Source organism: Desulfobaculum bizertense DSM 18034 (assembly GCF_900167065.1).
GTDB classification, from domain to species: domain Bacteria; phylum Desulfobacterota; class Desulfovibrionia; order Desulfovibrionales; family Desulfovibrionaceae; genus Desulfobaculum; species Desulfobaculum bizertense.
On the sequence record NZ_FUYA01000004.1, the window covers coordinates 143030 to 168853 of the forward strand.

The window sequence follows — 25824 nt, forward strand, 5'->3', positions numbered from 1 at the left end:
AATTTCATTCACGCGAAGCGTGGATGGAATTCAAACTCGATGAGGATACGTAAGGGAATCATTCCCTTACGCGGGGTCCGGGGCTGGCCCCGGTTCTCTCTCTCTCCCTCCCACCCAGCCTTCGCGGGCCAGGTCCCAATAAAAAATATTTATAATAAAAATACCGTAGCAAGCCCGAGAAAGGTAAAAAATCCGGCGCTGTCGGTGAGAGTTGTCAAAAAAATGCTGGAAGCCTGAGCGGGGTCACGCCCAAGTTCCTGCAAAATGACGGGAATGGATGCCCCGGCGACATTACCAATACACATGTCGAGACCGAGGGCGAAGCTCATAACACAGGCGAGCTGAATGTTGTGAGTAAGGAGAAAGACGCCAAGCATGACGAGCAGACCGACAATGATGCCGTTGAGCACCCCAATGCGTGCCTCACGGGCAACGGCGCTCCATGCACGCTTGCGGTCAAAGGATTCCATTGCGAGCTGCCGAATAATGACGGCGAGAGACTGCTGACCAGAGTTGCCAGCCTGATTTGCGACGATAGGCATGAGGGCCGCGAGAATGGCCATTTCGCCAATTGTTCCCTCAAAGAGATGGACAACCCACGCAGAGATTGCAGAGTTAGCGACGTTCACGACGAGCCAAGGGAGACGCATACGGACAGACTGAACCCACGGTGTGTCGGTGGTTTCATCCTGACCAGCACCAACCATACCGAGCATATCCTCACTGGCTTCCTCATGAATGATGTCAATAACATCGTCATGGGTTACCACACCAAGAAGCCGCATCTCGCGATCGACGACGGGGACGGCGAGGAAGTTGTAGTGCGTGAGTTTACGCGCCACATCTTCCTTGTCTTCATCGAAGTACGTATAGACAAGATGCTGCTTGCCGAGGACCTCCCGCAACTGCTGACCGGGTGGGCTAAGCATAAGATCGCGAAGAGAGAGCACGCCGACGAGGTGATCCATCTCGTCAACAATGTAGGCATAATACGGAATTTCAGTTTCTTCCGCAGCGCTACGAATTCGCTGAATTGCCTGATCTGCCGTCATGTTCCGGTCAATAACCGTCACCTCGGTGTTCATAACACCACCGGCAGTGTTGGAGTCAAAGGTCAAAAGCGTCTCAATTTCGAGCGCTTCTTCATCCTCGACACGCTTCAAAAGGCTCTGCTGATGGGCATCATCAAGGTCATCCAAAACGTCGGCAGCGTCATCTGGCGACATTTCTTCAAGCAGGTCAGCAGCAAATTCAGGAGGGAGGTCTCGCATAAGCCGAGCGCGGTCATGGCGTTCCATTTCCGCAATAAATTCGGCAGCGTCTTCCTTTTCTAAAGACGTAACGACCTGAACCTGCTCCGTAAGGGAGAGGCTTTCAAGTTGGTCAGCACCGTCCGCGGGGTGGACGTTTTCCATCTCTGCTGCAGTATTTTCGACGTCGTCTTCAACTGCACGAAATTTCTGAAGCTGTTCCTGTTCTGTCGTGATACGTTCCTCTTTTTTCATAGCGAGAGACTGGTAACGCAAAAGGCCCCAGAGGTCAAAGTATTCAATATTCTTGACTCACGGGGCAGCTTGTCATACGTCCGATAGACGGACTCTACCCCAAAATTTTTGCGAGTACTCATGAACAATACGCAATTTGAAACATTTTTCCAGGGGAAGGCGATGGAGTACCTCCAACGCAGTATTTCTCTGGCACTTGACGAAGATGGACCAGATCTGACATCTGAGGCTGTTTTTTTGGATACTCAACAGGCTCACTGCGAAATTGTTGCAAAAGAAGCAACGCTGTGTGCGGGGCTTCCCATCACGGATTTTGTTCTGAGTAGTCTTGCTCCAAACACGTCCATAGACGTAACATATTATAATCATGACGGCGACACCGTTCCTGAGGGAACGACTGTTGCCGTTTTTGTTTGTTCGCCAAAAGTCGCGTTCAAGGCTGAGCGGGTTATCCTCAATTTCATTTGTCACCTCTCTGGCATCGCCAACCTCGTCAAAAAATATGTTGACCAGCTTGGTGATTCCAGGACGACACTCCTGGACACACGAAAAACACTTCCAGGGCTGCGCTACCCCGAAAAATATGCCGTCCGCATTGGTGGCGCCAAAAACCACCGCATCGACCTCGCAGAGATGTTGATGCTCAAAGACAATCACATCGATCAGGCAGGTGGTATCACACCTGCTGTGACAGCGTTGCGACAGACCTACTCCCCCTGTCCGCCTATTGAGGTCGAATGCCGGGATCAAAACGAAGTTTTGGAAGCTGTCTCACAAAATGTGGACAGAATCATGCTTGATAACATGACCACAGAAATGCTCACTCAGGCGCTCTCTGTCATCCCAGACACAATTGAGACAGAAGTGAGCGGCGGTGTCGACTTTTCACAACTTGCGAGCATCGGCACTATTGGCCCCGATTACGTTTCGGTTGGCAGACTTACCCACTCTGCACCCGCAGCGGATTTCAGCATGCGTGTTCGCATAAAGGAACAGGTTTAACAATGACAGCAACATCAGATACAAAAATCATCACCGAAGTTCGGGAAAGGCTCGGCTCTGACCTCGTTATCATGGGCCACCACTACCAGAATGATAGAGTCATCATGCACACAGACCTCCGCGGTGACTCTCTGGAGCTGGCTCGCCAGGTCCCGGCACTACGCGCCAAATACATTGTTTTTTGTGGCGTGTCGTTCATGGCTGAAACTGCTGCCATGCTTGCTGGCGAAGAACAGATTGTTGTCCAGCCAGCCCCTGACGCGGGTTGCGTCATGTCCGAAATGGCTCCAGCCCATATTCTGGACTGTGCCATGCGCCAGCTGACCAAAAATGGTGCTCGCGTCATCCCTCTGGCATATGTAAACACATCTGCAGCCATCAAAGGCATCGTTGGCCAGTACGGCGGTTCGGTCTGCACCTCTGCCAACGCTGAAAAGATGATGACCTGGGCAATGAAACAGGGAGACACAGTTCTGTTCCTGCCTGATGAAAATCTTGGCGAAAACACAGCCAATAACCTTGGTATTCCAGAAGACAAGAGAATGGTTCTGGACATCCGTGGTGGCGGAAACAACATCGACGTTGCCGAAGCTACGAGCAAAAAGCTCCTGCTTTGGCCCGGGCTTTGTGCTGTTCATCAGCGCTTCCGCCCCGAACACGTTGACGAAGTCCGGCGCCGTGATCCCGATGCTCTTGTCATCGTCCACCCAGAGTGTCCTGCTAAGGTCGTCAAAAAGGCCGATGCCGCAGGCTCTACGTCCAAAATCATCAAGTTCGTTGAAGACGCACCCAACGATTCCACAATTTACATCGGAACCGAGATCAACCTCGTCGAACGCCTTGCTAAAAAATACCATCAGGTAAAACGAGTTCGCCCACTGCACCCAAGCACATGCAGCAACATGGCGAAAACCACCGAACACCTGCTCGCGACGACACTCCAGCAGCTCGACTCCGCCGAACCCGTTCGCGTACCTGAAGACATCGCATACCACGCCCGTATTGCGCTTGACCGCATGCTCGACGTCTGTTCATAAACTTTCACAACGGATATTTCGTCATGAATTGCTATCGGTACAGGACAGAGGTTCTCATTATTGGTTCCGGCATTGCAGGTGCAACCGCCGCCTTGCAGCTCGCTGACGAAGGCCGACAGGTCAGCCTGCTTACGGCAGACGATGCCCCAGACAAAGGCAACTCTGCCCTTGCTCAGGGGGGCATTATCTATAAAGCCCCAGACGAGAACCCCAAAGCCCTCGAAGAGGATATTCTTGTCGCGGGCTGGAGACAAAACAACCCTCGCGCTGTCCGGTTTGTCGCTCAGCAGGGTCCGCAGGCCGTCAAGGACATTCTTCTCGACAAGCTGAAAGTTGATTTTGCCCGAGATGAAAAAGGTGCTCTGGATCTTCACCGGGAAGGCGGTCACGACCGCCCCCGGATTATCCACTGCGCAGACTATTCTGGTCGTGCGATTATGGATCAGCTCACTGCAGCAGTGCAGCGGCATCCAAACATCACGATCATGACCAAGCGAACGGCCATTGACCTGCTCACGAGTCATCACCATGCAAAGGCTCTTGAGTTTAAATATCAGCTCAAAAATCAGTGCTGCGGTGCCTACGTCTACAACGACGACCTCAAGCAGGTTGAAACCATCCTGGCAGACTACACAATTCTCGCCACTGGCGGCATCGGGCAAATTTACCAGCACACGACCAACACCGCATCCTCCATTGGTTCCGGTATGGTCATGGCGTCCCGCGCCAAAGCCAAAACCATCAACGCAGAATATGTGCAGTTCCACCCCACTTCGCTGTATCATCGTGCGCCGCGGCGTTTCCTGATCTCCGAAGCTGTTCGCGGTGCAGGCGCCCGGCTTGTCAATGAAAAGGGCGAAGCCTTTATGTCCCGCTATGACCCACGCGCCGACCTCGCTCCCCGCGACATCGTTACCCGTGCCATTCAGGACGAAATGCTCGCTACAGGGTCCCCCTGTGTGTATCTTGATGTCGCCAAGTACAGCACTGTAGACATTGAAAAAAGCTTCCCAACCATCACGAATAAATGCCGTGAAATTGGTCTGGAAATCACAAAGGAACCCATTCCAGTCGTTCCTTCTGCCCATTATTTCTGTGGTGGAGTGCTTACGGACACCCACGCGCGGACTACCCTTTCCCGGCTTTATGCCGTCGGCGAATGTGCTTGCACAGGTCTTCACGGAGCAAACCGTCTTGCCAGCACCTCACTGCTGGAAGCACTGCTTTACGGCGTCAGCGCAGCAGAAGATATTTCCAAGCACTACAACGCCCGGAACAAGTTGCCTAAGCGCCTTGTCGAGGCAATGCCCGACTGGGTTAGCGGTGGAAACACCGAAAACGAAGACCCCGCGCTTATTGCGCAGGATTGGGCCACCATCCGCACCACGATGTGGAACTATGTGGGCATTACCCGAACAACACCGCGCCTCAAGCGTGCCTATGACGACATGCGCAGCCTCTACCGAAACCTTCAGGACTTCTACCGGGAAACACCAATCTCCAAGTCGCTGATTGACCTTTTCCACGGATGCTATGCAGCCTACATCGTCACCCTCGGCGCAAGCAGAAACCACACCTCAACAGGTTGTCATTACCGGAAGTAAGCGCAGAAAAGCTCTACGACTGGTTTTACGCCAGCCACAAGCCTTCTTTCGAATTAAAAAAGTCCTACTCCCCTCAAAGGAATAGGACTTTTCTTTTTCCCCATTGAAAAAATGGATTTCATTTTGTATGTAGAAAACATTACTACATATAAACCGGAGGATCGCCCGATGGACAATGCATCCATGAACCGCTTTACAATTAAGGTTCTAAACACGTTGCTCTATCACCAGCGCCGCGTCCGCAAGCCCCGCGCAACACAAGAAGATACAAACTTTCGGACGCTCACCTACAGCGAACTCTGCGAAGCTGTAGACCGCAAACCTCAACAAGCTACCTGCCTAAAAAAGCCTCTCCATCTCATCGAATCCTGGTGTTCTGAAAACCACGTCCCCAACCTTAACGCCCTCGTCGTTACAGAATCACAACAGCGCCCTGGACATCTTTACAACTTCGACGGCTCCTTCCCGTCGCAAGACTGGCACAACGAGATCATTCGCTGTATCCGCTCTACTGATTACCCTCTTTTTATTAAATAGAGGAGAGAGATAAGTGTTGGGGCGCCTGCCCCAAACCCGGCCGGGGCCAGCCCCGGACCCCGCGTAAGGGAATGATTCCCTTACGTATCCTCATCGAGTTTCAAAGCCGTTCAAGCTTCGCTTGGACGGCTTTGAAACTTGTGTGAGAATGCGACAAGAAAGTCTTTCTCTTCTGCGAGTTCGCCATCATTTTTTTTCTGAACGCCCGCGTTCAGAAAGAAAATAAGTACGGCTGGAAAATGCAGAAGAAGACGCAATCGGGAAACGCCACTAGGCCGAAAAAAAGGGACCGAAATGGAGAGGAGAGCTACGCTCTCATCACATTTCGGTCCTCTTTTATTTCGGGCGATAGTGGGATTCCCAAGGGCCTCGTCCTTGGGCGGGGTCAAGGGGCAGCGCCCCTTGCAGAGGTGCGGGGACAGAGTCCCCGCCCACCCTAGCGCCCCTTGCAGAGCACGAGACGGAGTCTCGTAATCTCATAGCCCCCCACCAAAACGCTTCTTATGCATAAAAAAAGGCCCCCAATTCTGGGGGCCTTTGAACACAATACGAGAGGAAAAAACAGCTAGGCTGCTTCCTCTGCATCCTCGTCGTGCTGCAAAGCAGAAGGGCCAAATCCCATAAGGATTGGGCTTGCGACGAAAATGGATGAGTACGTACCAACGCCAACACCAATAAGCAAAGCGAGGGCAAAGTCGTGAATAACGCCACCACCGAGAACAAAGAGTGCAATGACAACGAACAGGGTCGTGCCAGAGGTCAGCAGGGTTCTGGAAAGAGTCTGGTTAACAGAGACATTGATGACGTCGCCAAAGGTCTGATGAGCCTTGTTGCGCAGGTTCTCACGAATACGGTCAAAAACGATAATTGTATCGTTCAAGGAGTAACCAATAATCGTCAGAAGAGCGGCAACAATGGTCAAATCAAATTCTTTGTTCAAAAGCGAGAACACACCGACCGTGATTAACACGTCGTGAATCAACGCAACGACAGCGCCAAGCGCATAGTTCAGCTTAAGATACCAGCATAAGCCGACAGTAATCAGCATAGCGGCGACAATAAGCAAACTCATAGGCAGGTTAACGAGTCCGAGGACATAGATGCCACCGGAAAGCGCTGCGGCCATAATTGCGGCAGCCATCCAGCGAGCTTCGAAACGCCCGGAAATGTAAATAGCGATCAAAAGAACCGCATAAAACATAGCTTCGAGGGCTTTTTCTCGGAGGTCAGCACCGACTTTTGGGCCGACCATTTCCTGACGCTGAATGGTGAATCCAGTGTCAGACATATTCTGCGTCAAGGCTTCGGAAACCTTGGTCCGGACCTCATCCGTGGAGACGTCCATTGCAGAAATACGAATCAGATATTCATGATCGTCAGCGCTACCAAAGCTCTGAGCGGTCATATCTTTCAGGCCAGTGGTTCCGAGGGCATCTTTCAGAGTATCGATCTGAATAGCCTTGTCAAACTTAACCTGAACGGTGATACCACCGGCGAAGTCAATGCCGTAGCGCGGGCCACCCTTCATGATAAGGGAGCCGATGCCCAGCAGAATCAGCAAAATTGACAGCGTAAAAGCGATCTTACGAAAGCCTACGAAATCAATTTTCGTATCAGATTTGATGATTTGCAGTCCCATCTTCATTTCTCCCTAGATGCTCAGTTTTGCATCGGAATTATGCTTTGCAGCCCACCAGTCGAAGAGAATGCGGGTCACAAAGATAGCCGTAAACATGGAGGCCAGAATACCCAGAGTCAGGGTCACGGCGAAGCCACGGATAGGACCGGTACCAAACTGATAAAGGATAATAGCAGCCAAAACCGTTGTGACGTTTGCGTCAAGAATGGTGAGGGTTGCACGTGCGTAGCCTTCTTCGATGGCTGCGCGAGCTGTCAAACCTCTGCGAAGTTCTTCACGTATACGCTCAAAGATAATGACGTTTGCGTCAACAGCCATACCGATAGTCAGGATGATACCTGCGATACCGGGCATGGTCAGGGTCGCACCAAAGCCAGCAAGACCGGCCATGATAAGAACCATGTTGAAGATCAGGGCAAGGTCAGCAACAAAGCCACTGAAGCCGTAGTAGACAACCATAAAGAGAAGAACAACGGCAAAGCCAGCGGCAGCGGCGGTGACACCCTTGTCGATGGATTCCTGTCCAAGGGAAGGACCAACACTGCGTTCTTCGAGCACCTTAACAGGGGCAGGAAGAGCACCAGAGCGGAGCACCAGAGCAAGGTCAGCAGCTTCTGTATCGGAGAAGTTGCCTGTAATCTGAGCACGGCCGCCAGTGATTTTGTCCTGAATGACAGGAGCGGAATACACTTCGCTGTCGAGGACGATAGCGAGGCGTTTTTTCACATTTTCGCCAGTGATGCGAGCAAAGGTACGTGCGCCACGGGCGTTGAATGTCATGCTAACGTAGGCCTGACCAAAGTTGTCATAGCTGACGTGAGCGTCAGTGATGTACTCACCGGAAAGAACGGCGTCTTTTTTGAGGACGATTGGCTCTTCAGAGTAGGAACCATCCATACGCAGTTTTTTCAGAGTAGCCATCTCGCGGCCGGGGGCAAGAAAGCCCTTCTTGGCCTTGGCAAGGTCGGCCATGTCGTCAACGAGTTTGAACTCAAGGTGAGCAGTACGGCCAATAACATCAATAGCACGCTGCGGGTCATCAAGACCGGGCAGCTGTACCTGAATGCGACCGCCCTGCTGGCGACGAATATCGGGTTCAGCAACACCAAACTGGTCAATACGGGTACGGATAGTTTTCAGTACCTGATCGACGGTCAGCTTGGAGACCTGCCGTTCGTACTCGTCTTTCATGCTCAGGGTGTAGATCACTTTTCCGTCAGCGCTGTCTTTACGGCTGTCAACGGCGAGCATGTTCTTGTAGTGCTTGTCGAGCAGTGCGTCGAGTTCTGCACGCTGAGAATCTTTGAGCAGGGTGAATTCCAGAAGATTTCCGTTCTTTGCAGCAGGCTTAAGGACGACGACGCCCTCATCACGAGCTAAGGAACGAATGTCCTGACCAAGCTGGTTCAGGTTGTACTCAATAGCCTTGTCAATATCGACACCCAAAGTCAGGTGAACACCACCTTTGAGGTCGAGACCCAGACTGATCTCGTCGTCGGGGAGGACTTTCCGCATGGGGGAATCCTTCGCAACAAACGAGGGCAGCACATAGGCAAGGCCGAGCACGCCCACCAGCAGGGCGAGAATAATGCGGTAACGCAGGCTCCCTTTCATTGTTACTCCTCGGGCTCCAAACACAAACGCGGCGCAGACGATTTTTCTGCGCCGGTAGCCAGTAAAAATTTATTGTTCAATAACAAAGGCAAGCAGACCCCTGCGGACACATACCCACAGAAGCCACGTGCTTGCCTTTTTTTCCACACTTGCGGGAAACACCGCCCAAAACTACTTTTTCTTTTTGTCGTTCTTGGCAGCGGGGAATGCTTTCGGAGCCTTGTCCAAAACGTTGGAGACAAAGCTACGATTGACGAGCAGGTCGCTTTCACCAACATTCAGCAGGACTTCTTCCTCATGCATTTCAACAATACGGCCGTAGAAACCACCGCCAGTCAGAACCCAATCACCTTTTTTCAGTGCGTTAAGCATTTCTTTGTGCTGCTTCGCTTTCTTCTGCTGCGGACGAATGAGCAGGAAGTAGAAGATAACGAACATAAGAACGAGGGGCATCATGGCGGTCAGCGGATTTGCAGCGCCGTCAGCTCCTGTCGCACCGGCGCCCATGGCGTAGGCTACGTCAGCGAAAAACATTTGGCCTCCTAATGAAGTGTTGGTATCCATCCCGCGACCGAACCGAATCGGAGCAGGCGTTTGGTACATGTATCATAGCGTCCATAAAAAGAATAGGCCGCCATGCAATCTGATAAAGCCTTGGCGGGTTTTCGTCAACTCCGTCAGCCCCAGCTCAACCCTTGTATTCTGTAGGATACTGGAGAATATGGGAGAATGAAAAGGCAGGCTTTTTTTCAAAAGAAAAATCTCCATCACCGTCTTTTTACAGAGAAAAAGCACAAGGCAACAGATGAAGTTCTTAAAGAGAACATTTTTAGGCGAAATCTTCAAGAAAATAAAACAGCTATGCTCAGAGACTTTTCTTTCTCGAGTATTGTCTTTCCCATTCCTTTTTTTACGCAGTTGCCGTATGGTACATCCATGACTAGCCAGAGTTTACTCACACTGCTTGCGGTCTGGATATGCTTGGGCCTTTGCAGCTGCGTAACAGCATCAGACTCTTCTTCCGATCTGTCGAAACGTCGGCGATTCACCCCCTGCCCTTCCAGCCCCAATTGTGTGTCTTCTTATGCCACAGACAATACACACCGTATTGCGGCAATAGAAGCGCAAGGTCCTGTCCCAGAAGTAATGGCCCGTCTCAAAGCTGCCATTACGACAATTCCTCAATCAACCGTCCAACAGGAAGATGGGAACTACATTCATGCAACATTTCGTGTAAAGTTCCTGTTCATTCCCTTCACAGATGATGTCGAGTGTCTGTATAGCCCGGAACAGAGTAAAATTCACATCCGTTCTGCGTCGCGTTCTGGGTACTGGGATTTTGGCGTGAACCGCCAAAGAGTAGAAAAGATCAGACGTCTTTTCGAAAAAGGCGTCACATCATTTTAGACATAAAAACGGCCCGCAATAGCGAGCCGTTTTTATTTTTTTATGAAAGATCTGCAAACTGCGGATGGGTGCAAATACCATGATGCAGGGCCGGAACAGTCTGCTTGTGGTCACCACGGATATCAATACCTACTCCACCGAGAGCCTCAGGCCACTGCAAGACTCGAGTCCGGGGACGATACATATCAATAAAATCAAAATTCGCCGTAGTAAATCCAGAAACATCACAGCCAAGATTCCGAGCAATTGTCAAGGCTTTCAGAAAAACTTCGGGCATAATAACAGCAGAACCAATATTCAGCACGACGCCCTTGGCCATCTCAGAAATCGTTTCCGTGATGATCTCAAAATCATGAAAAGAGGTCGCACCTAAGGCTGCGCCATCACATAACGGATGCTGATGAATAATATCACCACCAATCGCGACATGGATTGTCGCAGGAATACCGAGTTGGTAGGCATTCCACAGCACGCTGTCTTCACGGTGCGGCAACGCCTCCTGATCGATCATCCGGGCGATGCCATAGCCATAGCCCAAACCATCAGCTGCGGCATTCAGAATAGCCTGATTCATCATGGAACCAGTCTCCTCTGCCATGCCAAAACTTCCATCTTTCAGGCCATTCGGCACATGCTCCGAAGTCTCGCCAATCAACGCAATTTCAAAGTCATGGATAGAAACAGAGCCATTGCCAGAAATATGGTCAATATAGCCCTTTTTCATCAAATCAATGAGCAACGCGCCACAGCCTTCTTTCACAACAGCGCCGCCCATCATGACCAAAACCTTTGCCCCTGCTTTTTTGGCAGCGACAACATGGTCAGCAAGCGTGCTCATGTTTGAGACGGGTGACACAGAATATGATTCAGGACGAATCATCCGCTCAAGGCTAAACTTGTTTTGCCGCTGGCGAATGGGATATGTTCTGATTTTTGAAAAATTAAGCATTGATAACTCCCTCCATAAGGGTCTCACGACACAGAAAAGGCCAGTGCCGATACCGCATGAAGGGGTACCAAGACACTGGCCAGCTTGCAAGAAGAAGCTATATTGCCTTGCCCCGAGTCAAATCGAGTTTTGGATCAAGGAGCTGCGACTGGATACCGCCAAGTCCCAAAATCGTATGATACAGGTTGTCGTGCGAAACAGATTTGCCAAGCGAAGAGCGCAAGCCCGCAACAATCTCAGGATGCTTCTGGGCGTAGAGGTCACTGTACCAAATCAGCAGCGGCACTTCATACTGCTCTTTCTGAATGGAGGTTCCATGAAGAAAAACACCGCGTTTTCCCAAAGAATCGCCATGATCTGAGGCGTAAATCAAGACTGCATCCTTGTCCCGAAGTTTATCCATAACCCCAACGAGGAAACTGTCCAGCTTATAGATTGTGTTGTCATAAGCGTTAATCACTTCATCATGATACTGCGCCAAATTCTCATTCTCATACGCATCTGGAACAAATTTTCTAAAGTCGTCACCATAATGCTTTTTGTATGAGAAATGGGAACCACTCATATGAAGAAGAATAAGCTGTCCACCCTTCACTGTGTTTGCTGCATGCTCAAGAGGATCAAGAAGAGTGAAATCTCCGCCACCGTTGTGTATATATTGTACATCTTGCGCACAGGAAATCAGCATATCTGTCAGCTGACCACTTCGGCCAATCTTATTCTGCTTGGAATAAAAAGCAGTTCTGTAGCCCAATCCATTATAAATTTTAATGAAAGAGCCATGCCGCGGCTTCCGTTTTTTGATTGTTGCGTCAGTAAGCATACCAACCAAAGAAACGCGCGTTGTGTTACCAAAAGAGCGGCAGACACCAAAGTTGAGCAGATTTTTTTCTTTTGCAAGACGCGGCGTGGTCTCTCTGGGGTATCCGTTTATCCCCAAATGATACGCCTGAACACTTTCCCCAATAATAAACGTCACAATAGGGCGATCTTCCTGCGGCAAAGCAGAACACGGCACCGTCGCAGGGTCTGGCAGATTCAGCATTTTTTGCATTTCATTGGCTTCATGCAAATACATGCGAGCAGCCTTGGGAACCGAAAACGGATAAATACGGCTCAGCGAAATTGCCTCATATGTTTTTTGCACCTTAAAGTGCTTCAAACCTATCCACGCTCCCTTGTACACAAAAACAGTGCAGGCCAAGACACCAACAAAAATACCAAACTTCAGCCGTCTGTTTTTCAAATCAAATGAACCAGACAACCAAGCCTGCACAAAGCCAAAGACTATGCCAGCTCCTAGAATCCCCATAAGGCTGGGAGTCAGGAAGCTGTTTACTTCAAATCTGTTTGCTTCCACAAGCCACGCCAAAGAATCATAGCTCAGGGACACACCAAATGTTTTATAAAAATATGCAGCGGCAAAACCGCCAGCGCTCACAAGAGGGAAAAGCGCCACGCGAACATAGGGCACAAGCGAGATAAGCAGGCCCAAAGCAAGAGACAACACACATACGACGACCAGATCCAGGAGCATTCCCCAAACCGGAAGTTCATATATCTGCTGATTAAACATCGCACCGGCAAAAGCGCAGCTCAGCAGAAAAAAGAAAAATTTATTTAAGCGCATCCCTTCTCCCTTTAGCTCACCAACACTGCAAACCAGGTGATGCCCGCAATGCACAAGGCGACAAACACCGCAGCAGAGCCAAGATCCTTGGCCTGCTTGGCATATTCATTCCATTCTGTGCCAACACGATCAGTCACAGCCTCAATTGCCGTGTTCAAAAGCTCCGTCAGCAAAACCAGCAACCAGCTACTTATAAGAACAGCCGTCTCCAGAGCTGTATCTCCAATCCAAAACGCCAGCACAATCACAGGTACGAGCACAAGCAGTTCATCCTGCACGGCTTTTTCTTTCTGAGCTGCGCTTCTCAATCCATCCCAAGAGTACGATGCAGCCTTTACAATTCGCGAAATGCGTTCCATACGCTTCTCCAGTGATTCAAGGTTCCTGCTGGGACTACCCTTGTCAGCCTCAAGCGTCAATATTCCCAGCAAACGCATATAAAAAAAAGCCCCCATAAAGGGGGCTTTCCTTCATGACGATAAACACTTTTTTAATAGTAGAAAACGTCATCTTTTTTATGATGTTTTTTCGCCTGATGAACAGCCTTTTCATGTTTGTGCTGCTCCTTGCGAAGCTCACGTTCCAGACGTCGCTGTTCACGCTCACGCTGCTTGACACGTTCTCTTTCCTGCTTTTCACGCTCACGTTCACGTTGCAGGCGAGCCTGCTCCTGATGTTTTCTCTCGCGCTCATGCCGCATACGCTCATGTTCATGACGTCGGCGTTCCTGTTCGTGGCGCAAACGATCCTGTTCATGGCGTCGGCGGTCCTGCTCGCGGCGAACCTGTTCCTGCTTGTGGCGCCAGCGCTCCTGGTCCCGACGCATCTGCTCTTCATGCCGCTGCCGATCCTGCTCGCGACGGAACCGCTCAACAGTTCGATTTGCGTGAATCTGTTCATTTTTGCCCTGGCGATATCCATCATTCCAGCCCTGACGATACTGCCCATTGCGCTGGAATCGCCGGGTATTCTTCTTAAAGCTATAGAAACCACCAGCCGAAGCCCGGCCACTTTCATTTCCGTCCTGGTAGCCTTGCGAATAGGCAGCAGAATATCCCTTACTCATCATGTATTCTTTCTGGCTCATACAGCCTGTCAAAAACAGCATACACGACAAGGAGACCATCACGGCCATCATGCCTTTTTTCATATTCTCTGCCCTCATTTTTCTAAAGTCATCTTTTATGAATGCGCGCACTGCTGCGCATTGAGCGCCCGCACTAAATCATTTTTATCCAAGTATCAAGTCCCAGCACTTTTCTTCCCCTTGTCACCACGCAACAAAAACCAATCGACGTCTTTGTTCACTCTGCAACAGAGATATTTCTTGCACCTCTTGTGCAACGCATATGAATAATTCTGTATTAAAAATACAACCATACATATCTATTCTATATTGAAATTTCTATCTTTTTTGATTTTACAAGAAAAATCATTAGGGTTTTCTGTAAAAACAGACTCATCCACTTTTTTTGTGCCTAAAGTTGTTTTCTTCCACAAAGTTGATAATTGTGTCGGCAACGTTCTCCACGGCGTAATCCGCCGGGAGAAAAGAGCAAAACACTTTCACAAGCAGAGAACCATGACTGTACTTGCACACGAACTCCATCAGCCTCGACGTGGCACCCGCCTTGCGGCCAGCCTGAATAACGTCGCGGCGTCATGCACCAATATTGCCGAGTCCGGCCGATCAAAAATCCATTTTGAAACCCGTCAGCTACGAACTCTCGCATCCCAGCTCAGCACAACGACTCCTCCCACTCCGACCGCTCTTCCCTCAGTCTCGTCCAGAGCACAGCTTTCGTTCATTATCATTAAAAATATGCTGGACTTTGGACAAAGCTACGATGAGCTTGTCCTTGAGCACTGTGGTCAGGAACGCCGCCAGCTTCTGCATATTTTTCTTAACCAGCTTCAGGACGCTGCTGATGACAGCGGCATTATTTCTGCCCGACAACTGTGCGCGCTCACAGCAACCGAGCTGCTTTCTTCCTTTTTTGGGCTTGAGCCAGAAAATGCTCCCAAAGCTCTCCACACCCTTTCCGAAATGCTCATTGATGTCGCTCATGATGCAGGCAACCGCCTTATCGCGCAGGGGCTTCATGATCTGACAGAATTTGTCGAGCAGCTTGTCAAAGCTCCAGACGGACAAACAACAGCCACTCGTTTTGTCAGCCAGCTTGCCGAACATTTCCCGGCTTTTGATGACCGCAGAACCTGGCGTGATGGGATGGAAGTTGTATATCTTGAAAAAGCACAGCGCGCCGCATTTGAGCTTCACCAAGCCCTATCCACAGTGCTCCCTGAATACTGCTCATTCCCAGATGTCAAAACCCTCTTCCCCTGCTGTGGACGCGAACTTCCACTGCTCTTTCGGAACCTCGACGTTCTCCGAATGCCTGAGGAACTGAGCCAGCGTATTGAAGCTGGAGAAATTCTTCCTCCCCAGCGGGAAGAAACTGAGCTTCGAGCAGCAGCGTTTGCCGCTTTTGAGTGCATCCGCATGCAGCGTCCCGATCTTTCTGGACCGGATATTCTCCACGGGTTACGCCAGCTCGCGCAACACAGTGAAAACTTACTCCACCCGCACAAAACGCAGTACACCTGCTTCTACTAGCCACGACATAAAAAAAGCCCCGCAAAAAGCGGGGCTTTGTCTTTCATGTAAGACGTTTGGGCTAGATCAACCCAAGGCCCTGAAGAAGGATCACCAGAATAAGAAGCGGTGTGACAAATTTCAGGAGCAGCACAACAATGTTGGCGATACCACCATTGTGCAGTGCGCCGTCGTTGGACATCGCTTTCTTGAATGCCTTCCCACCCCAGACCCAGGCAGCAAAGAGGCAGATCGCCAAGCCGCCAATAGGCAGAAGCAGGTTGGAAGACAGGTAGTCATAGAAATCAAAAGGATTCAGGCCAAACAGCTGCCAGTCCTTAGTCACACTGGTTGCCAAAGCAGCCGGAGCACCAAAGATCATCAGCAGAATCACAGTAATGACTGTAACACTCTTTCGGCTCCATCCAAGAGTTTCTGTTGCAAATGCCACAGGCACCTCAATAAGCGACAGCATTGCACCAATGGATGCAACAGCAGTCAAGACGAAGAACAGAACCTGAAAAACCCCGCCCATAGGCATGGACTTAAAGACTTCCGGGATTGTCAGGAACAGCAGGGACGGACCAGCAGCAGGCTCCATACCAAACGCAAACACAGCCGGGAAAATGGCAATGCCTGCCAACATGGAAACCAGCAGGTCAGCCAGCATGACGCGAAGTGTCGTTGTTGGAACATTCTGGTCGTTCCGGTAATAGCTACCATATGTAGTCATGGTACCCATACCAATGGACAGCTTAAAGAATGCCAGACCGAGAGCCATCAGAATAACTGTGGAGTCAATCTTGGAAAAATCCGGGCTAAACAGGAACTCAAGACCTTTGGAAGCACCGGGAAGTGTCAAGCTGCGAATGCCAAGCGCAATGAGCAGGAAAAACAGAACGGGCATCAGCTTCTTCACTGTTCCCTCAATGCCTTTGGCCACACCCATCATGATAATCAGGCCAACAGAAACAAGGACAATGTACTGCCAAATAATCGGCTGAATGGGATCATTCACCAGACTATTAAACATGGCGACGCTGTCAGTTGCCTGTGTTCCCGTAAAGAGTGCGACAATGCTCTTGAAAACATAGGCAAAAACCCAGCCTGCGACACCGGAATAAAATGCCATAATAGCAAAAGCAGCCACAACCCCGGAAACACCGATCAAAAACCAGGGCTGTCCTTTGGGAGAAAGTCGCTTGTAGCTTTCAACAGCGTTTGCCTTAACGTGACGGCCAATAAGAATTTCGGCCATCATGATGGGCAAGCCCACAAGAAAAGTACAGGCAATGTACACGACAAGGAATGATGCGCCACCATTGGCACCCGTCATGTACGGAAATTTCCAAATGTTACCAAGGCCAACAGCGGAGCCTAGCGTTGCCAGGGTCACGCCAATGCTGGACGTAAATCCGTCTCTTTTCTGCATAATACCCCTTTACACCATCTTCCCCAAGACGATGTCGAACATGTTACGGTGTTTACACAAAACGTGCAGCGCACTGCACTGCACAATCAAAAAAAAGCACGCCCTTGTATATCGTTCTTGTTCCAGAGTCAAACAGTCTGATTTTTAATATGTTCATCTGTAAAAAACGAAACACAGGACTGGTGTTGCGGAACCCGAACAAGAAAGAAAAAGGATTGCCTATATTTCCACAGATACCAGGCTCGTGCAAGTTTTTATCTCATTTATGTCCATCAAGTTCACAGAGATACTGGAGAAAAGCGCACAACAAAAAAGGCCTCCAGCTTTCGCTGGAAGCCCTTTTCCGAACTCACAATACATCAAACACAGTCAGGGTTCACCTTCCACATGTTCTCACCCTTTGTCTAAAAGACTCCCAGTCCCTTAAACAGGATGATGAGAATCAGGACAGGCGATACGTATTTCAGCAAGCCAAAAGCAAGCGCTGCAATCGTACCGTTTTCGAGCTGACCATTGTTGGAAAATGCTTTGGAGAAAGGTTTCTTCCCCCAGACCCATGCAGCAAACACACAAATTGCGATGCCGTCAAGAGGCAAAAGCAGGTTTGAAGAAAGATAATCGTAAAAATCAAAGGGATTCATACCAAAGATATGCCAGCCCTGTGCAACGCTACTCGACAATGCAGCCGGGGCACCAAACAGCATCAGCAGGCCAACAGTAATGCTTGTTCCTGCTTTTCGGCTCCACCCTGTCTGCTCGGTAATGAATGCGACAGGAACTTCCAGCAGCGACAGCATTGCGCCAAGGGATGCCACCGCAGCAAGAACAAAAAACAGAAGCTGAAAGAAATTTCCCAGAGGCATGGACTTGAAAACCTCGGGGATGGTCAGAAACAGCAGGGACGGACCAGCAGCAGGCTCCATTCCAAAGGCAAAAACAGCAGGGAAAATAGCCACACCAGCCAAAATGGACACAGTGAGGTCAGCCAGCATAACCTGAAGTGTGGTGAACGGAACATTCTGGTCATCACGGTAATAGCTGCCGTAGGTTGTCATGATGCCCATACCAATCGACATTTTGAAAAATGCCAGACCAAGGGCCATCAAAATCACGTTTGAATCAATTTTGCTGAAATCCGGGCTGAACAAAAAGGCTAATCCAGCAGAGGCACCGGGCAGAGTCATGCTCCGAATACCAAGAGCCACCAACAGGACAAACAGTACAGGCATCAGGCGTTTCACTGTTCCCTCAATGCCCTTTGAAACACCCATCATAATGACCAGACCAACAGTCACCAGCACAACATACTGCCAAAACACAGCCTGTGCGGGGTCAGTGACGAGGTCATTAAACATAGCGGTGCTATCAACGACGCCCCCGCCAGTAATCAGCGCAGCAAAACTTTTATACACATAGGCAAAAACCCAGCCAGCAACGCCCGAGTAATATGCCGTGATGGTAAAAGCGCCAAGCACGCCAATCACACCGATGAGGAACCACGGCTGTCCTTTTGGTGAAAGCTTTCGGTAACTCTCAACAGCATTTGCCTTGACGTGCCGTCCAATCAGAATCTCCGCGATCATGATGGGCAGGCCAACAACAAACGTGCACATAATATACATGACGAGGAAAGACGCCCCGCCATTCATTCCTGTCAGGTACGGAACTTTCCAGATGTTACCGAGGCCAACGGCGGACCCCAGTGTTGCCAGTGTCACGCCAATACTCGAAGTAAATCCGTCTCTTTTCTGCATGAAGTCTGTTCCCTTTTCGTTGCACTGCAGCGCAGTGAGTCATCTATCCTGTGGCGGAGTTTCGCCACGCTCCACGCTCGCGTGGAGTGAGCATGTGTGGTCTGCTGAATCCCTTCCCCAAGGGTGTCTTGGCAGCTTTACCACAGGCTCTGTCCTTGTGCCGCGATTTTTCACCTCGGCCAGCCCAAGAACACAAGCAGCTCTGTCTCTTTTCACAATCCAAAAAGCAGTGTCATCAGACCATTCCCAGCACCCTCTGGGTTCACCTGTTTTTTGGAAAAAAAAGGACCTGCAGCGCGAAGCTGCAGGTCCTGTACAAGCACAATGAAATGCTGCGAAGGGGAAAGTTCCCCCTCTCTCTATCTCAATTCTGCCTTAAGGCATCAAAGAGTCTATTTTGCTGGTTCGGATTCCTTTGCTGTAGGAATATCGTCAGTCACCGGAGCCTTCTGCTCAACAGGAGCAGGCTGGGTCACAGCCGGAATATCCGTCATAATGGTCTCGTCACCAGGCGTAGAGCTAATCAAGACATTGTACAGGAGCGACGTAATCAAAAAGATGGCTGCTAGGAAGCCAGTTAGCTTGGTCAAAAGGCTTCCAGCTCCAGAAGAACCGAAAACCGTGCTGGAACCACCGCCAAAAATGACACCCATGCCCTCTTTTCCTGACTGTAGTAGTACGAGTACAATGAGAATCAGGCAGGCAAGAATATGCAGCGTAAGGACTAAAGATTGCAATTCAAACTCCCTTAAAACCCGTGCGTTGTGGGTTTGTTAACTTATGCCTTGACGATTTGGCTGAAGCTCTCAGCCTGAAGGCTAGCGCCTCCTACCAATACTCCATCCACGTTGTCAAGCGCAAGAATGTCTGCGCAGTTCTTTGGCTTGACGCTTCCACCGTACTGAATACGGATAGAATGGCCCTTTTCACCAAACAACTCAACGAGAACATTCCGGATGAAGGCGTGAGCATGCACTATTTCTTCAGGACCTGCAACCTCTCCGGTGCCAATAGCCCAGACTGGTTCATAGGCCACAACGATGTCCGTCTCGGGGATATCGCGAGAAACTCCCGCCAGACCGACCTCAAGCTGACGGCGAAGAACTTCTTCAACGCGTCCGCCCTTTCGCTCATCAATTTTTTCACCAACACACAAAATCATTTTCAGACCATTTTCCAGTCCGAAGGTCACCTTGCGCCCAACAAGCTCGTCGCCTTCGCCAAAGACATGACGACGCTCAGAGTGACCTGCCAGCGCATAGGTGCAGCACAGGTCAGTCAGCATACGCGGAGCGATTTCGCCCGTGAATGCGCCCTCCACTTCCGGGTGGAAGTTCTGCCCACCAACCTGAAAGCCTTTGGCATGGCCAAACTCTTCGGCCACAGCAAAAATTGCGGTGCTTGGAGGAATAACCAGCACTTCTCGATCTGCGGGGATTTCCCCAACACGACGAACCAGATCGGAAGCCATTTCCCGGGCTTCACCAATGGTTTTAAACATTTTCCAGTTTGCAGCAATCAGCTTCTGCATTCAGTTAGTCCTCCAGAGCTTTGAAGGCAGGAAGTTCCTTGCCCTCCATAAATTCCATAAAAGAACCGCCACCAGTAGAAATAAAGGTCAGGCTATCGGCAAGGCCTGCCTTTTTCAGGCATGCACCAGTATCGCCACCACCACCAATGGTCAGCGCGTCATCAAGGCCAGTGATAATCCGGGCCAGCTCCAGCGAACCATCAGCAAATGCATCATTTTCGAAGAGACCAACCGGGCCATTCCAGACCACAGTCTTGGCACCAGAAAGCACCTCACGATACAGCTCGACAGTCTTGGGGCCGACGTCCAAAGCCATCAGGTGAGGCTCAATATCCTGTCCTGCTTCCACGATGCCAGCAGCCTGTGTTGCATCAGGACTTTCTCCAACAACAAAGTCCAGGGGCAAAACAACGCGAGCGCCCTTTTCTTTGGCAAAGTCCAAAACAGCCTGGGCTTCGTCGAGCAGATCAGCCTCAACAAGGGATGCCCCCATCTTCATGCCATCAAGCAACATAAAGGTGTTGGCCATAGCACCGCCAACGATAAGGGTATCGACCTTTTCCAAAAGTTTTTTCAGGATGCCCAGCTTGGACGAGACCTTTGCTCCACCAGAGATGGCAACATATGGACGCTTCGGTGCCGCAAGAGCTTCACCGATGAACTCCCATTCTTTTTTCAGCAGGAAGCCAGCACACTTCTGAGGTGCATGAGCCGGAATAGCCGTCATGGACGCATGAGCGCGATGAGCGGTGCCAAAAGCATCGTTACAGTACACATCACACAGTTCGGCAAGCTGACGGCCAAATTCATCATCTCCTGCCTGCTCTTGCTTGTGGAAACGCAGGTTTTCCAAAAGAAGAACATCTCCGGCAGACAACGCATCCACCATTGAGCGAACACGTTCGCCAACGCAGTCAGGAGCCATGAGAACAGGACGACCAAGCAGCTCGGCAAGATGGGCCGCAACAGGCTTCAGGGACAGCTCAGGCTTCACTTCGCCCTTGGGCTTTCCAAGGTGAGAGCACAGAATCAGGGTTGCACCCTGCTCCAGAGCATAGCGAAGGGTTGGCAGGCTGGCCTGAATACGATTGTCGTCACCAATGACGCCGTCTTTGATGGGCACATTGTAGTCAACGCGGATGAGCAGTTTTTTTCCTTTCAGGTCCATCTGGTCGATAAAGCGAATCACGGCAGTTTCTCCTTGCCCGTAGACATCAAATTTCACGCCCCCGGCTCTTTTGCCGAGGGAAAAGACTCTCTATTCTCCACATCCAGACGCAATACAAGAGCGTCTTCCCCTGTGTCGGGGTAATATTTTTTGCGCATCCCAACCTGTTCAAAGCCGAGCTTTCGATACAGGGCCTGAGCGGGCAGGTTGGAGACGCGAACCTCCAGATACATGGACTGTATATTCATTTTTTTGGAGATTTGCACGATAAGCCTGAGCAGGCGCTCACCCAGTCCCCGACGCCGCAGGTCTGAGCGAACAGCAATGTTCAAAATTTCAGCTTCTCCAGCGACCATGTGCAGTGAGCAGTAGGCCAGAAGTCCATCTGGGGAAGTAAACCCAAAAACATAAAAAATTTTGCGCTCCAAACCAAGCCGAAACTCTTTCTCCCCCCATGGATGAGAAAAACACTGCTTTTCGAGCGCTACCAGCTCTGGCAGATCTTTTTCCCCGAGCTGCTCAAAGGAATAGTCCATAATTTGCCTAAATTTTCGGCATGCCTTGAGTTGATAGTTTCACACAACCCCTGCTATACACCGCTTATGGCAGCAAAGCAAAACCCTTCGGGCAAAAAGCGCCCCACGCACCGCAACTCCGTCCCCACACAGTATGTGGAGATCGTTGATGAAAACAATGCTCCACTGTGCATTCTGGGGCTAGAAGATGCGCAACGACAAACACTTCGCCACAGAGCCGTTCTTGTGCTGCTCTACGATGAAGCAGGCAAGCTCTACCTGCGAAAGCGTCCCGCTTCAAGTCCAATATTTCCGGGTCGCTGGGACATCTTTGCCTCGAGCTGTGTTCAAATGAATGAAGCCGCAGAAGAGGCAGCCCTGCGGCTCCTTAATGATGAACTGCACCTGTACATGGCCGGAGTTCGCTTTGTTCACGAAACACCAGCCTGCCCAGCCACAGGATTTAGCTTTGTCAGCCTCTTTTCCGCAGGACGCGTTTCTTCGCATGCCATAAAAAACAGCGTCCCGCAGACACAGGCAATCATGACCGTTGACCGGGATGAGCTTCGGGCACTGGCCACAGAATTCCGAGACCAGCTTACGCCTGCACTTGTTCATCTCTGGGAACTCAATATGCTTTTCCCCAAAAAGACGCGGCAGGCACCCAAAGAACACTAATCATCCGTATCAGTAATCAGGGCCGCAACGGCCTTGTGAACCTTGCCATTTGACGCAAGAATACCCTTTCCAAAGTCAAACGGGGTCACGCCATCATACAGCGTCACCTTGCCGCCAGCCTCTTCAACCAAAAGCCAGCCCGCAGCCAAATCCCACGGTTTCAGACGAATTTCATAATATGCGTCAAAACGCCCACATGCCGTGTACGCAAGGTCCGTAGCGGCTGAGCCAAAGCGGCGCACGCCCTGTGTGGTCATCAGCACGGCACGCAGATTCTGCATAACGATGTCGATGTCCTCCCGAATGGAATACGGAAAGCCCGTTGCAACAAGAGCATGCTCAACATCGCTTTCGTCCGTCACAGAAATTTCTTTCCCATTCAGGAATGCGCCCTCGCCCCGGACAGCATGAAACAGCTCATCCTCAGCGGGCAGGTACACAATTCCCATCTCTACCGTATCATTTCGCCACAGAGCCAAAGAGATGCCACACTGCGGAATACTGTGTGCAAAATTTGTGGTTCCATCTACGGGGTCGATGATCCACGTCGTGCCTTCCGGGCGTGCAGCGGGAGAGCCTTCTTCACCCAGCACATTCGCCTCAGGCAAAATCTCTCGCAACCGCTTCCCCAAAAAAGTCTCGACAGCGACATCTGTTTCAGTCACCAGATCAATCGGGCCTTTATATTTGATACTGCGGGGTTTTTCCCAGGCTTCAGTAATAATTCTACCAGCTTCACGAACAGCAGCAAGAGTTTGCATCAAGAGAACAGGCGTCACAAAATCAGACATAGCGGTACTCCACAGACCAAAAAAATGGCGGCCACATGGACCGCCCTGTTATTTGAATTGGACAGGCAACTAGTTGATATACACCTTGCCATAAAGCTTGGGGACATCAAGCGTGCGCCCTGTGCCACGAACAACCGTTGACAGCGGCTCTTCATCGACAATGACGTTAAGATTGGTTTCCTGACTAATCAGCTGGTCAAGGCCCTTGAGAAGCGCCCCACCACCAGCAAGCAGCAAACCATTGCGTGCAATATCACCAACCAGCTCTGGAGGAGTTTTCTCCAGAGAACGGCGAACAGCAGTAACAATGTGTGACACAGGTTCAGAGATAGCTTCCCGAATCTCTGCGTCTGTCACAAGAATACTCTTTGGTGTGCCATTCACGAGGTTTTTGCCAGAGACTTCACCCTGGAGCTGCTCGCCGATAGGCATGGCTGTACCAAGCGTCATTTTCACCCGCTCAGCCATGTTCTCACCAATAAGCAGCTGATGAGTGTCCTGAAAATACCGCTGAATGGCATCGTTCATTTCATCGCCCGCAACGCGGACACTTTCTGCATACGCAACGGCAGAAAGAGAAATGACGGCCACTTCTGTTGTGCCGCCACCGATGTCTACAACCATATTCCCAACAGGCTCTTCAATGGGGAGTCCAGCGCCAATAGCTGCCGCCATAGGCTCTTCCACGAGTTTGACCTCGCGTGAACCGGCCTGAAGTGCAGACTCAATAACAGCGCGCTTCTCCACCTGCGTAATACCAGTGGGCACACAGATAACGATACGAGGCTTAATAAGACTCATACCAGTGATCGCCTTCTTGATGAAAAAGGAAATCATTTCCTTTGTCACTTCAAAGTCGGCAATCACACCGTCTTTGAGTGGTCGAATGGCACGGATGCGTTCTGGAGTACGGCCGAGAAAGTCTTTTGCTTCTTTTCCCACGGCAATGATGCTTCCGTCATGGGCGTCAATAGCCACAACAGAAGGCTCATTCAGGATGATGCCATCCTTTGGGGTATAAAGCAGAGTATTGGCTGTTCCCAGATCCATAGCCAGATCTTTGCCGAGGAAGCCAAAAAGGCGTCGAAAAATCATTATCAGCTCTCTTTTTTCCAAACTGAAATGTTGAGTCTGACGAAAGGTCTCACCTGACAGTTCACCATTTCTTATATCGTAATCAGCGAGTCGCGGCAATGGCACACGACGTTTTCTTCTCGTTTTGCCCGCCTGTTACTAGATACGGCTTTTAAGGTAAAGATTCTCCAAAAACAGCGTCAGGTGGTCTGTTGCCATTTCTGCAAAGCCTTTTGTCGCGCAGTTAATCTCCATCGCTTCTGGATGGGCAAGCACGAGCACTCCTCTCGCCTTTTTGTGTATCAAGAGCGGGAGGCAAATAAAAGTTTTGCACAAAGGAAGAGCAGCGTCTTTTCCCAAAAGCGTCTGACCTACTGCAGAGCAAACAGATTCTCCGGAGCAGACAGCCTGCCGGTTACTAAAGACCCAGCCAACGAGTCCGCTCTTCATTGAATATTTCCGCTCAAGCGATTTTGCGTCAAAAATCTCCTGACTAGAACCTTCAATAAAATAGCCCTCGCCCCGTTCATCCCGAGCAGCGAGAAAACAGACGGGGAAGCGGGTCGCTTCTGATACGATTTCCAAAAACGCTTTCAGAAAGACGCTCCAGTGCGGGCACTGGCGGCGCAATCCCTGAATCTGCTGGAGACTGCGATAAAAACGATGCTCAACAAGATCCTGCTCAACCTGTGTCAGCCCATCGCTAATGTCACAGGCAAGGCCAGAGAACATATCGAGAATCTTTAATTCTTTGTCGCTAAAATTATAGGAACGGCGAGAGTCAACGCAAAGCGCACCTTCGCCAGTCTTGAGGGGACACCCCATGAACGCTTTGACCTTGAGTTCCTCGTCGCCGGTGTAATAGCCAAGGCGACTGCGTTTGCGGTCAAAGTTATTAATGAGCAGCGGCTTGCGGTTGCGAATCATCCAGCCAACAAGACCCTGCCCCGGCGCAAGTCTCAGATCCTCGCGAATTTCATTCCCAAGGCTAAACTGTGCGCCAAGAATATATTCTGAAGAATTTTTGTCTGGCAGAAAAAGAACGGTCGAATACGCGTCAAAGACGCTGCAAACAATGGCAAGGAGCTTGTTAAGGCTGTTGGTTCCCATTTCCACGGCTCTACTTTACTAAAAAATCAGGAAAATATGTGATACCAAAAACCGACCAGGTTGAACGACATTTTCGGGGAAGCTGGACCAGACGGGCAGAACGCCCTAAAGGCACCCCCTCGGATCAGCATAGACGAGTATACTTCCAGAATCGTCTTCTTGTACACCCAAGAAACACATCTTTGGAAAGATTTGCACGAGAATGCGGCAAGGGGGAAAGCACCTGTGAGTTTGACACGCAGATAAAACTC

24 protein-coding genes are annotated in these 25824 nt (G+C 50.4%); 7 read left to right on the forward strand and 17 right to left on the reverse strand.

What is annotated here, in order from left to right; translation table 11 throughout:
* Positions 1–149: 149 nt before the first annotated feature.
* Positions 150–1505 (reverse strand): magnesium transporter, encoded by a 1356-nt coding sequence (mgtE, locus tag B5D23_RS07325; RefSeq protein WP_078684762.1) that lies wholly within the window; start codon positions 1503–1505, stop codon positions 150–152.
* 120 nt (positions 1506–1625) lie between these two features.
* Here mgtE and nadC point away from each other — a divergent pair, with 120 nt between their 5' ends.
* The 4 genes from nadC to B5D23_RS07345 all read left to right on the forward strand — a co-directional run bounded on the left by nadC (position 1626) and on the right by B5D23_RS07345 (position 5685).
* A complete protein-coding gene (gene nadC / locus B5D23_RS07330) occupies positions 1626–2507 on the forward strand; it encodes a carboxylating nicotinate-nucleotide diphosphorylase (protein ID WP_078684763.1) in 882 nt (293 codons plus the stop codon).
* A 2-nt stretch (positions 2508–2509) separates the two neighbouring features.
* Complete coding sequence (gene nadA / locus B5D23_RS07335) at positions 2510–3544, forward strand: quinolinate synthase NadA (protein ID WP_078684764.1); 1035 nt, start codon at positions 2510–2512, stop codon at positions 3542–3544.
* Positions 3545–3567: 23 nt separating this feature from the next.
* On the forward strand, positions 3568–5148 hold the full coding sequence (nadB, locus tag B5D23_RS07340) for an L-aspartate oxidase (RefSeq protein ID WP_078684765.1): 1581 nt from the start codon (positions 3568–3570) through the stop codon (positions 5146–5148).
* A gap of 168 nt (positions 5149–5316) precedes the next feature.
* On the forward strand, positions 5317–5685 hold the full coding sequence (locus tag B5D23_RS07345) for a hypothetical protein (protein WP_144012581.1): 369 nt from the start codon (positions 5317–5319) through the stop codon (positions 5683–5685).
* Between the two features lie 565 nt (positions 5686–6250).
* Here the strand turns inward: B5D23_RS07345 and secF are convergent.
* The 3 genes from secF to yajC all read right to left on the reverse strand — a co-directional run bounded on the left by secF (position 6251) and on the right by yajC (position 9472).
* Complete coding sequence (secF, locus tag B5D23_RS07355; RefSeq protein ID WP_078684768.1) at positions 6251–7324, reverse strand: protein translocase subunit SecF; 1074 nt, start codon at positions 7322–7324, stop codon at positions 6251–6253.
* A 12-nt stretch (positions 7325–7336) separates the two neighbouring features.
* On the reverse strand, positions 7337–8938 hold the full coding sequence (gene secD, locus B5D23_RS07360; protein WP_078684769.1) for a protein translocase subunit SecD: 1602 nt from the start codon (positions 8936–8938) through the stop codon (positions 7337–7339).
* A gap of 171 nt (positions 8939–9109) precedes the next feature.
* The gene (gene yajC, locus B5D23_RS07365; RefSeq protein ID WP_078684770.1) at positions 9110–9472 is read right to left on the reverse strand and encodes a preprotein translocase subunit YajC; all 363 of its coding nucleotides are present in this window, start codon (positions 9470–9472) and stop codon (positions 9110–9112) included.
* A gap of 195 nt (positions 9473–9667) precedes the next feature.
* Between yajC and B5D23_RS07370 the strand changes: the two genes are divergently transcribed.
* Entirely contained in the window at positions 9668–10345 is a 678-nt protein-coding gene (locus tag B5D23_RS07370) for a DUF1499 domain-containing protein (RefSeq protein WP_078684771.1), read from the forward strand.
* Positions 10346–10385: 40 nt separating this feature from the next.
* Here the strand turns inward: B5D23_RS07370 and B5D23_RS07375 are convergent, their stop codons facing one another.
* The 4 genes from B5D23_RS07375 to B5D23_RS07390 form a co-directional block, all read right to left on the reverse strand.
* A complete protein-coding gene (locus B5D23_RS07375; protein ID WP_078684772.1) occupies positions 10386–11294 on the reverse strand; it encodes a GSU2086 family protein in 909 nt (302 codons plus the stop codon).
* 97 nt (positions 11295–11391) lie between these two features.
* Positions 11392–12924 (reverse strand): phosphoethanolamine transferase, encoded by a 1533-nt coding sequence (locus tag B5D23_RS07380; RefSeq protein ID WP_078684773.1) that lies wholly within the window; start codon positions 12922–12924, stop codon positions 11392–11394.
* 11 nt (positions 12925–12935) lie between these two features.
* The gene (locus B5D23_RS07385) at positions 12936–13283 is read right to left on the reverse strand and encodes a diacylglycerol kinase (RefSeq protein ID WP_078684940.1); all 348 of its coding nucleotides are present in this window, start codon (positions 13281–13283) and stop codon (positions 12936–12938) included.
* A 131-nt stretch (positions 13284–13414) separates the two neighbouring features.
* Positions 13415–14074: a hypothetical protein gene (locus tag B5D23_RS07390; protein WP_078684774.1), complete on the reverse strand. Its 660-nt coding sequence runs from the start codon at positions 14072–14074 to the stop codon at positions 13415–13417.
* Between the two features lie 432 nt (positions 14075–14506).
* Here B5D23_RS07390 and B5D23_RS07395 point away from each other — a divergent pair, with 432 nt between their 5' ends.
* A complete protein-coding gene (locus tag B5D23_RS07395; RefSeq protein ID WP_078684775.1) occupies positions 14507–15541 on the forward strand; it encodes a queuosine salvage family protein in 1035 nt (344 codons plus the stop codon).
* A gap of 61 nt (positions 15542–15602) precedes the next feature.
* Here B5D23_RS07395 and B5D23_RS07400 read toward each other — a convergent pair whose 3' ends face one another.
* From B5D23_RS07400 to rimI, 6 genes are all read right to left on the reverse strand, one after another.
* The gene (locus B5D23_RS07400; RefSeq protein ID WP_078684776.1) at positions 15603–16952 is read right to left on the reverse strand and encodes a sodium-dependent transporter; all 1350 of its coding nucleotides are present in this window, start codon (positions 16950–16952) and stop codon (positions 15603–15605) included.
* Positions 16953–17356: 404 nt separating this feature from the next.
* Positions 17357–18706: a sodium-dependent transporter gene (locus B5D23_RS07405; RefSeq protein ID WP_078684777.1), complete on the reverse strand. Its 1350-nt coding sequence runs from the start codon at positions 18704–18706 to the stop codon at positions 17357–17359.
* A gap of 392 nt (positions 18707–19098) precedes the next feature.
* Entirely contained in the window at positions 19099–19443 is a 345-nt protein-coding gene (gene secG / locus B5D23_RS07410; RefSeq protein WP_078684778.1) for a preprotein translocase subunit SecG, read from the reverse strand.
* Positions 19444–19484: 41 nt separating this feature from the next.
* Positions 19485–20237 carry a triose-phosphate isomerase gene (gene tpiA / locus B5D23_RS07415; RefSeq protein WP_078684779.1) on the reverse strand — a complete coding sequence of 251 codons (753 nt, stop codon included), beginning with the start codon at positions 20235–20237 and terminating at the stop codon, positions 19485–19487.
* A 4-nt stretch (positions 20238–20241) separates the two neighbouring features.
* Complete coding sequence (locus B5D23_RS07420) at positions 20242–21423, reverse strand: phosphoglycerate kinase (protein WP_234985076.1); 1182 nt, start codon at positions 21421–21423, stop codon at positions 20242–20244.
* A gap of 35 nt (positions 21424–21458) precedes the next feature.
* The gene (gene rimI, locus B5D23_RS07425) at positions 21459–21941 is read right to left on the reverse strand and encodes a ribosomal protein S18-alanine N-acetyltransferase (protein WP_078684780.1); all 483 of its coding nucleotides are present in this window, start codon (positions 21939–21941) and stop codon (positions 21459–21461) included.
* Positions 21942–21944: 3 nt separating this feature from the next.
* Between rimI and B5D23_RS07430 the strand changes: the two genes are divergently transcribed.
* Entirely contained in the window at positions 21945–22598 is a 654-nt protein-coding gene (locus B5D23_RS07430; protein WP_159445950.1) for an NUDIX domain-containing protein, read from the forward strand.
* Here the strand turns inward: B5D23_RS07430 and B5D23_RS07435 are convergent.
* The 3 genes from B5D23_RS07435 to B5D23_RS07445 all read right to left on the reverse strand — a co-directional run bounded on the left by B5D23_RS07435 (position 22595) and on the right by B5D23_RS07445 (position 25573).
* Positions 22595–23389 (reverse strand): inositol monophosphatase family protein, encoded by a 795-nt coding sequence (locus B5D23_RS07435; RefSeq protein WP_078684781.1) that lies wholly within the window; start codon positions 23387–23389, stop codon positions 22595–22597. The genes B5D23_RS07430 and B5D23_RS07435 overlap by 4 nt on opposite strands.
* Positions 23390–23458: 69 nt before the next feature.
* Positions 23459–24484 (reverse strand): rod shape-determining protein, encoded by a 1026-nt coding sequence (locus tag B5D23_RS07440; RefSeq protein ID WP_078684782.1) that lies wholly within the window; start codon positions 24482–24484, stop codon positions 23459–23461.
* 138 nt (positions 24485–24622) lie between these two features.
* Positions 24623–25573 carry a GAF domain-containing protein gene (locus tag B5D23_RS07445; protein ID WP_078684783.1) on the reverse strand — a complete coding sequence of 317 codons (951 nt, stop codon included), beginning with the start codon at positions 25571–25573 and terminating at the stop codon, positions 24623–24625.
* Positions 25574–25824 lie beyond the last annotated feature (251 nt).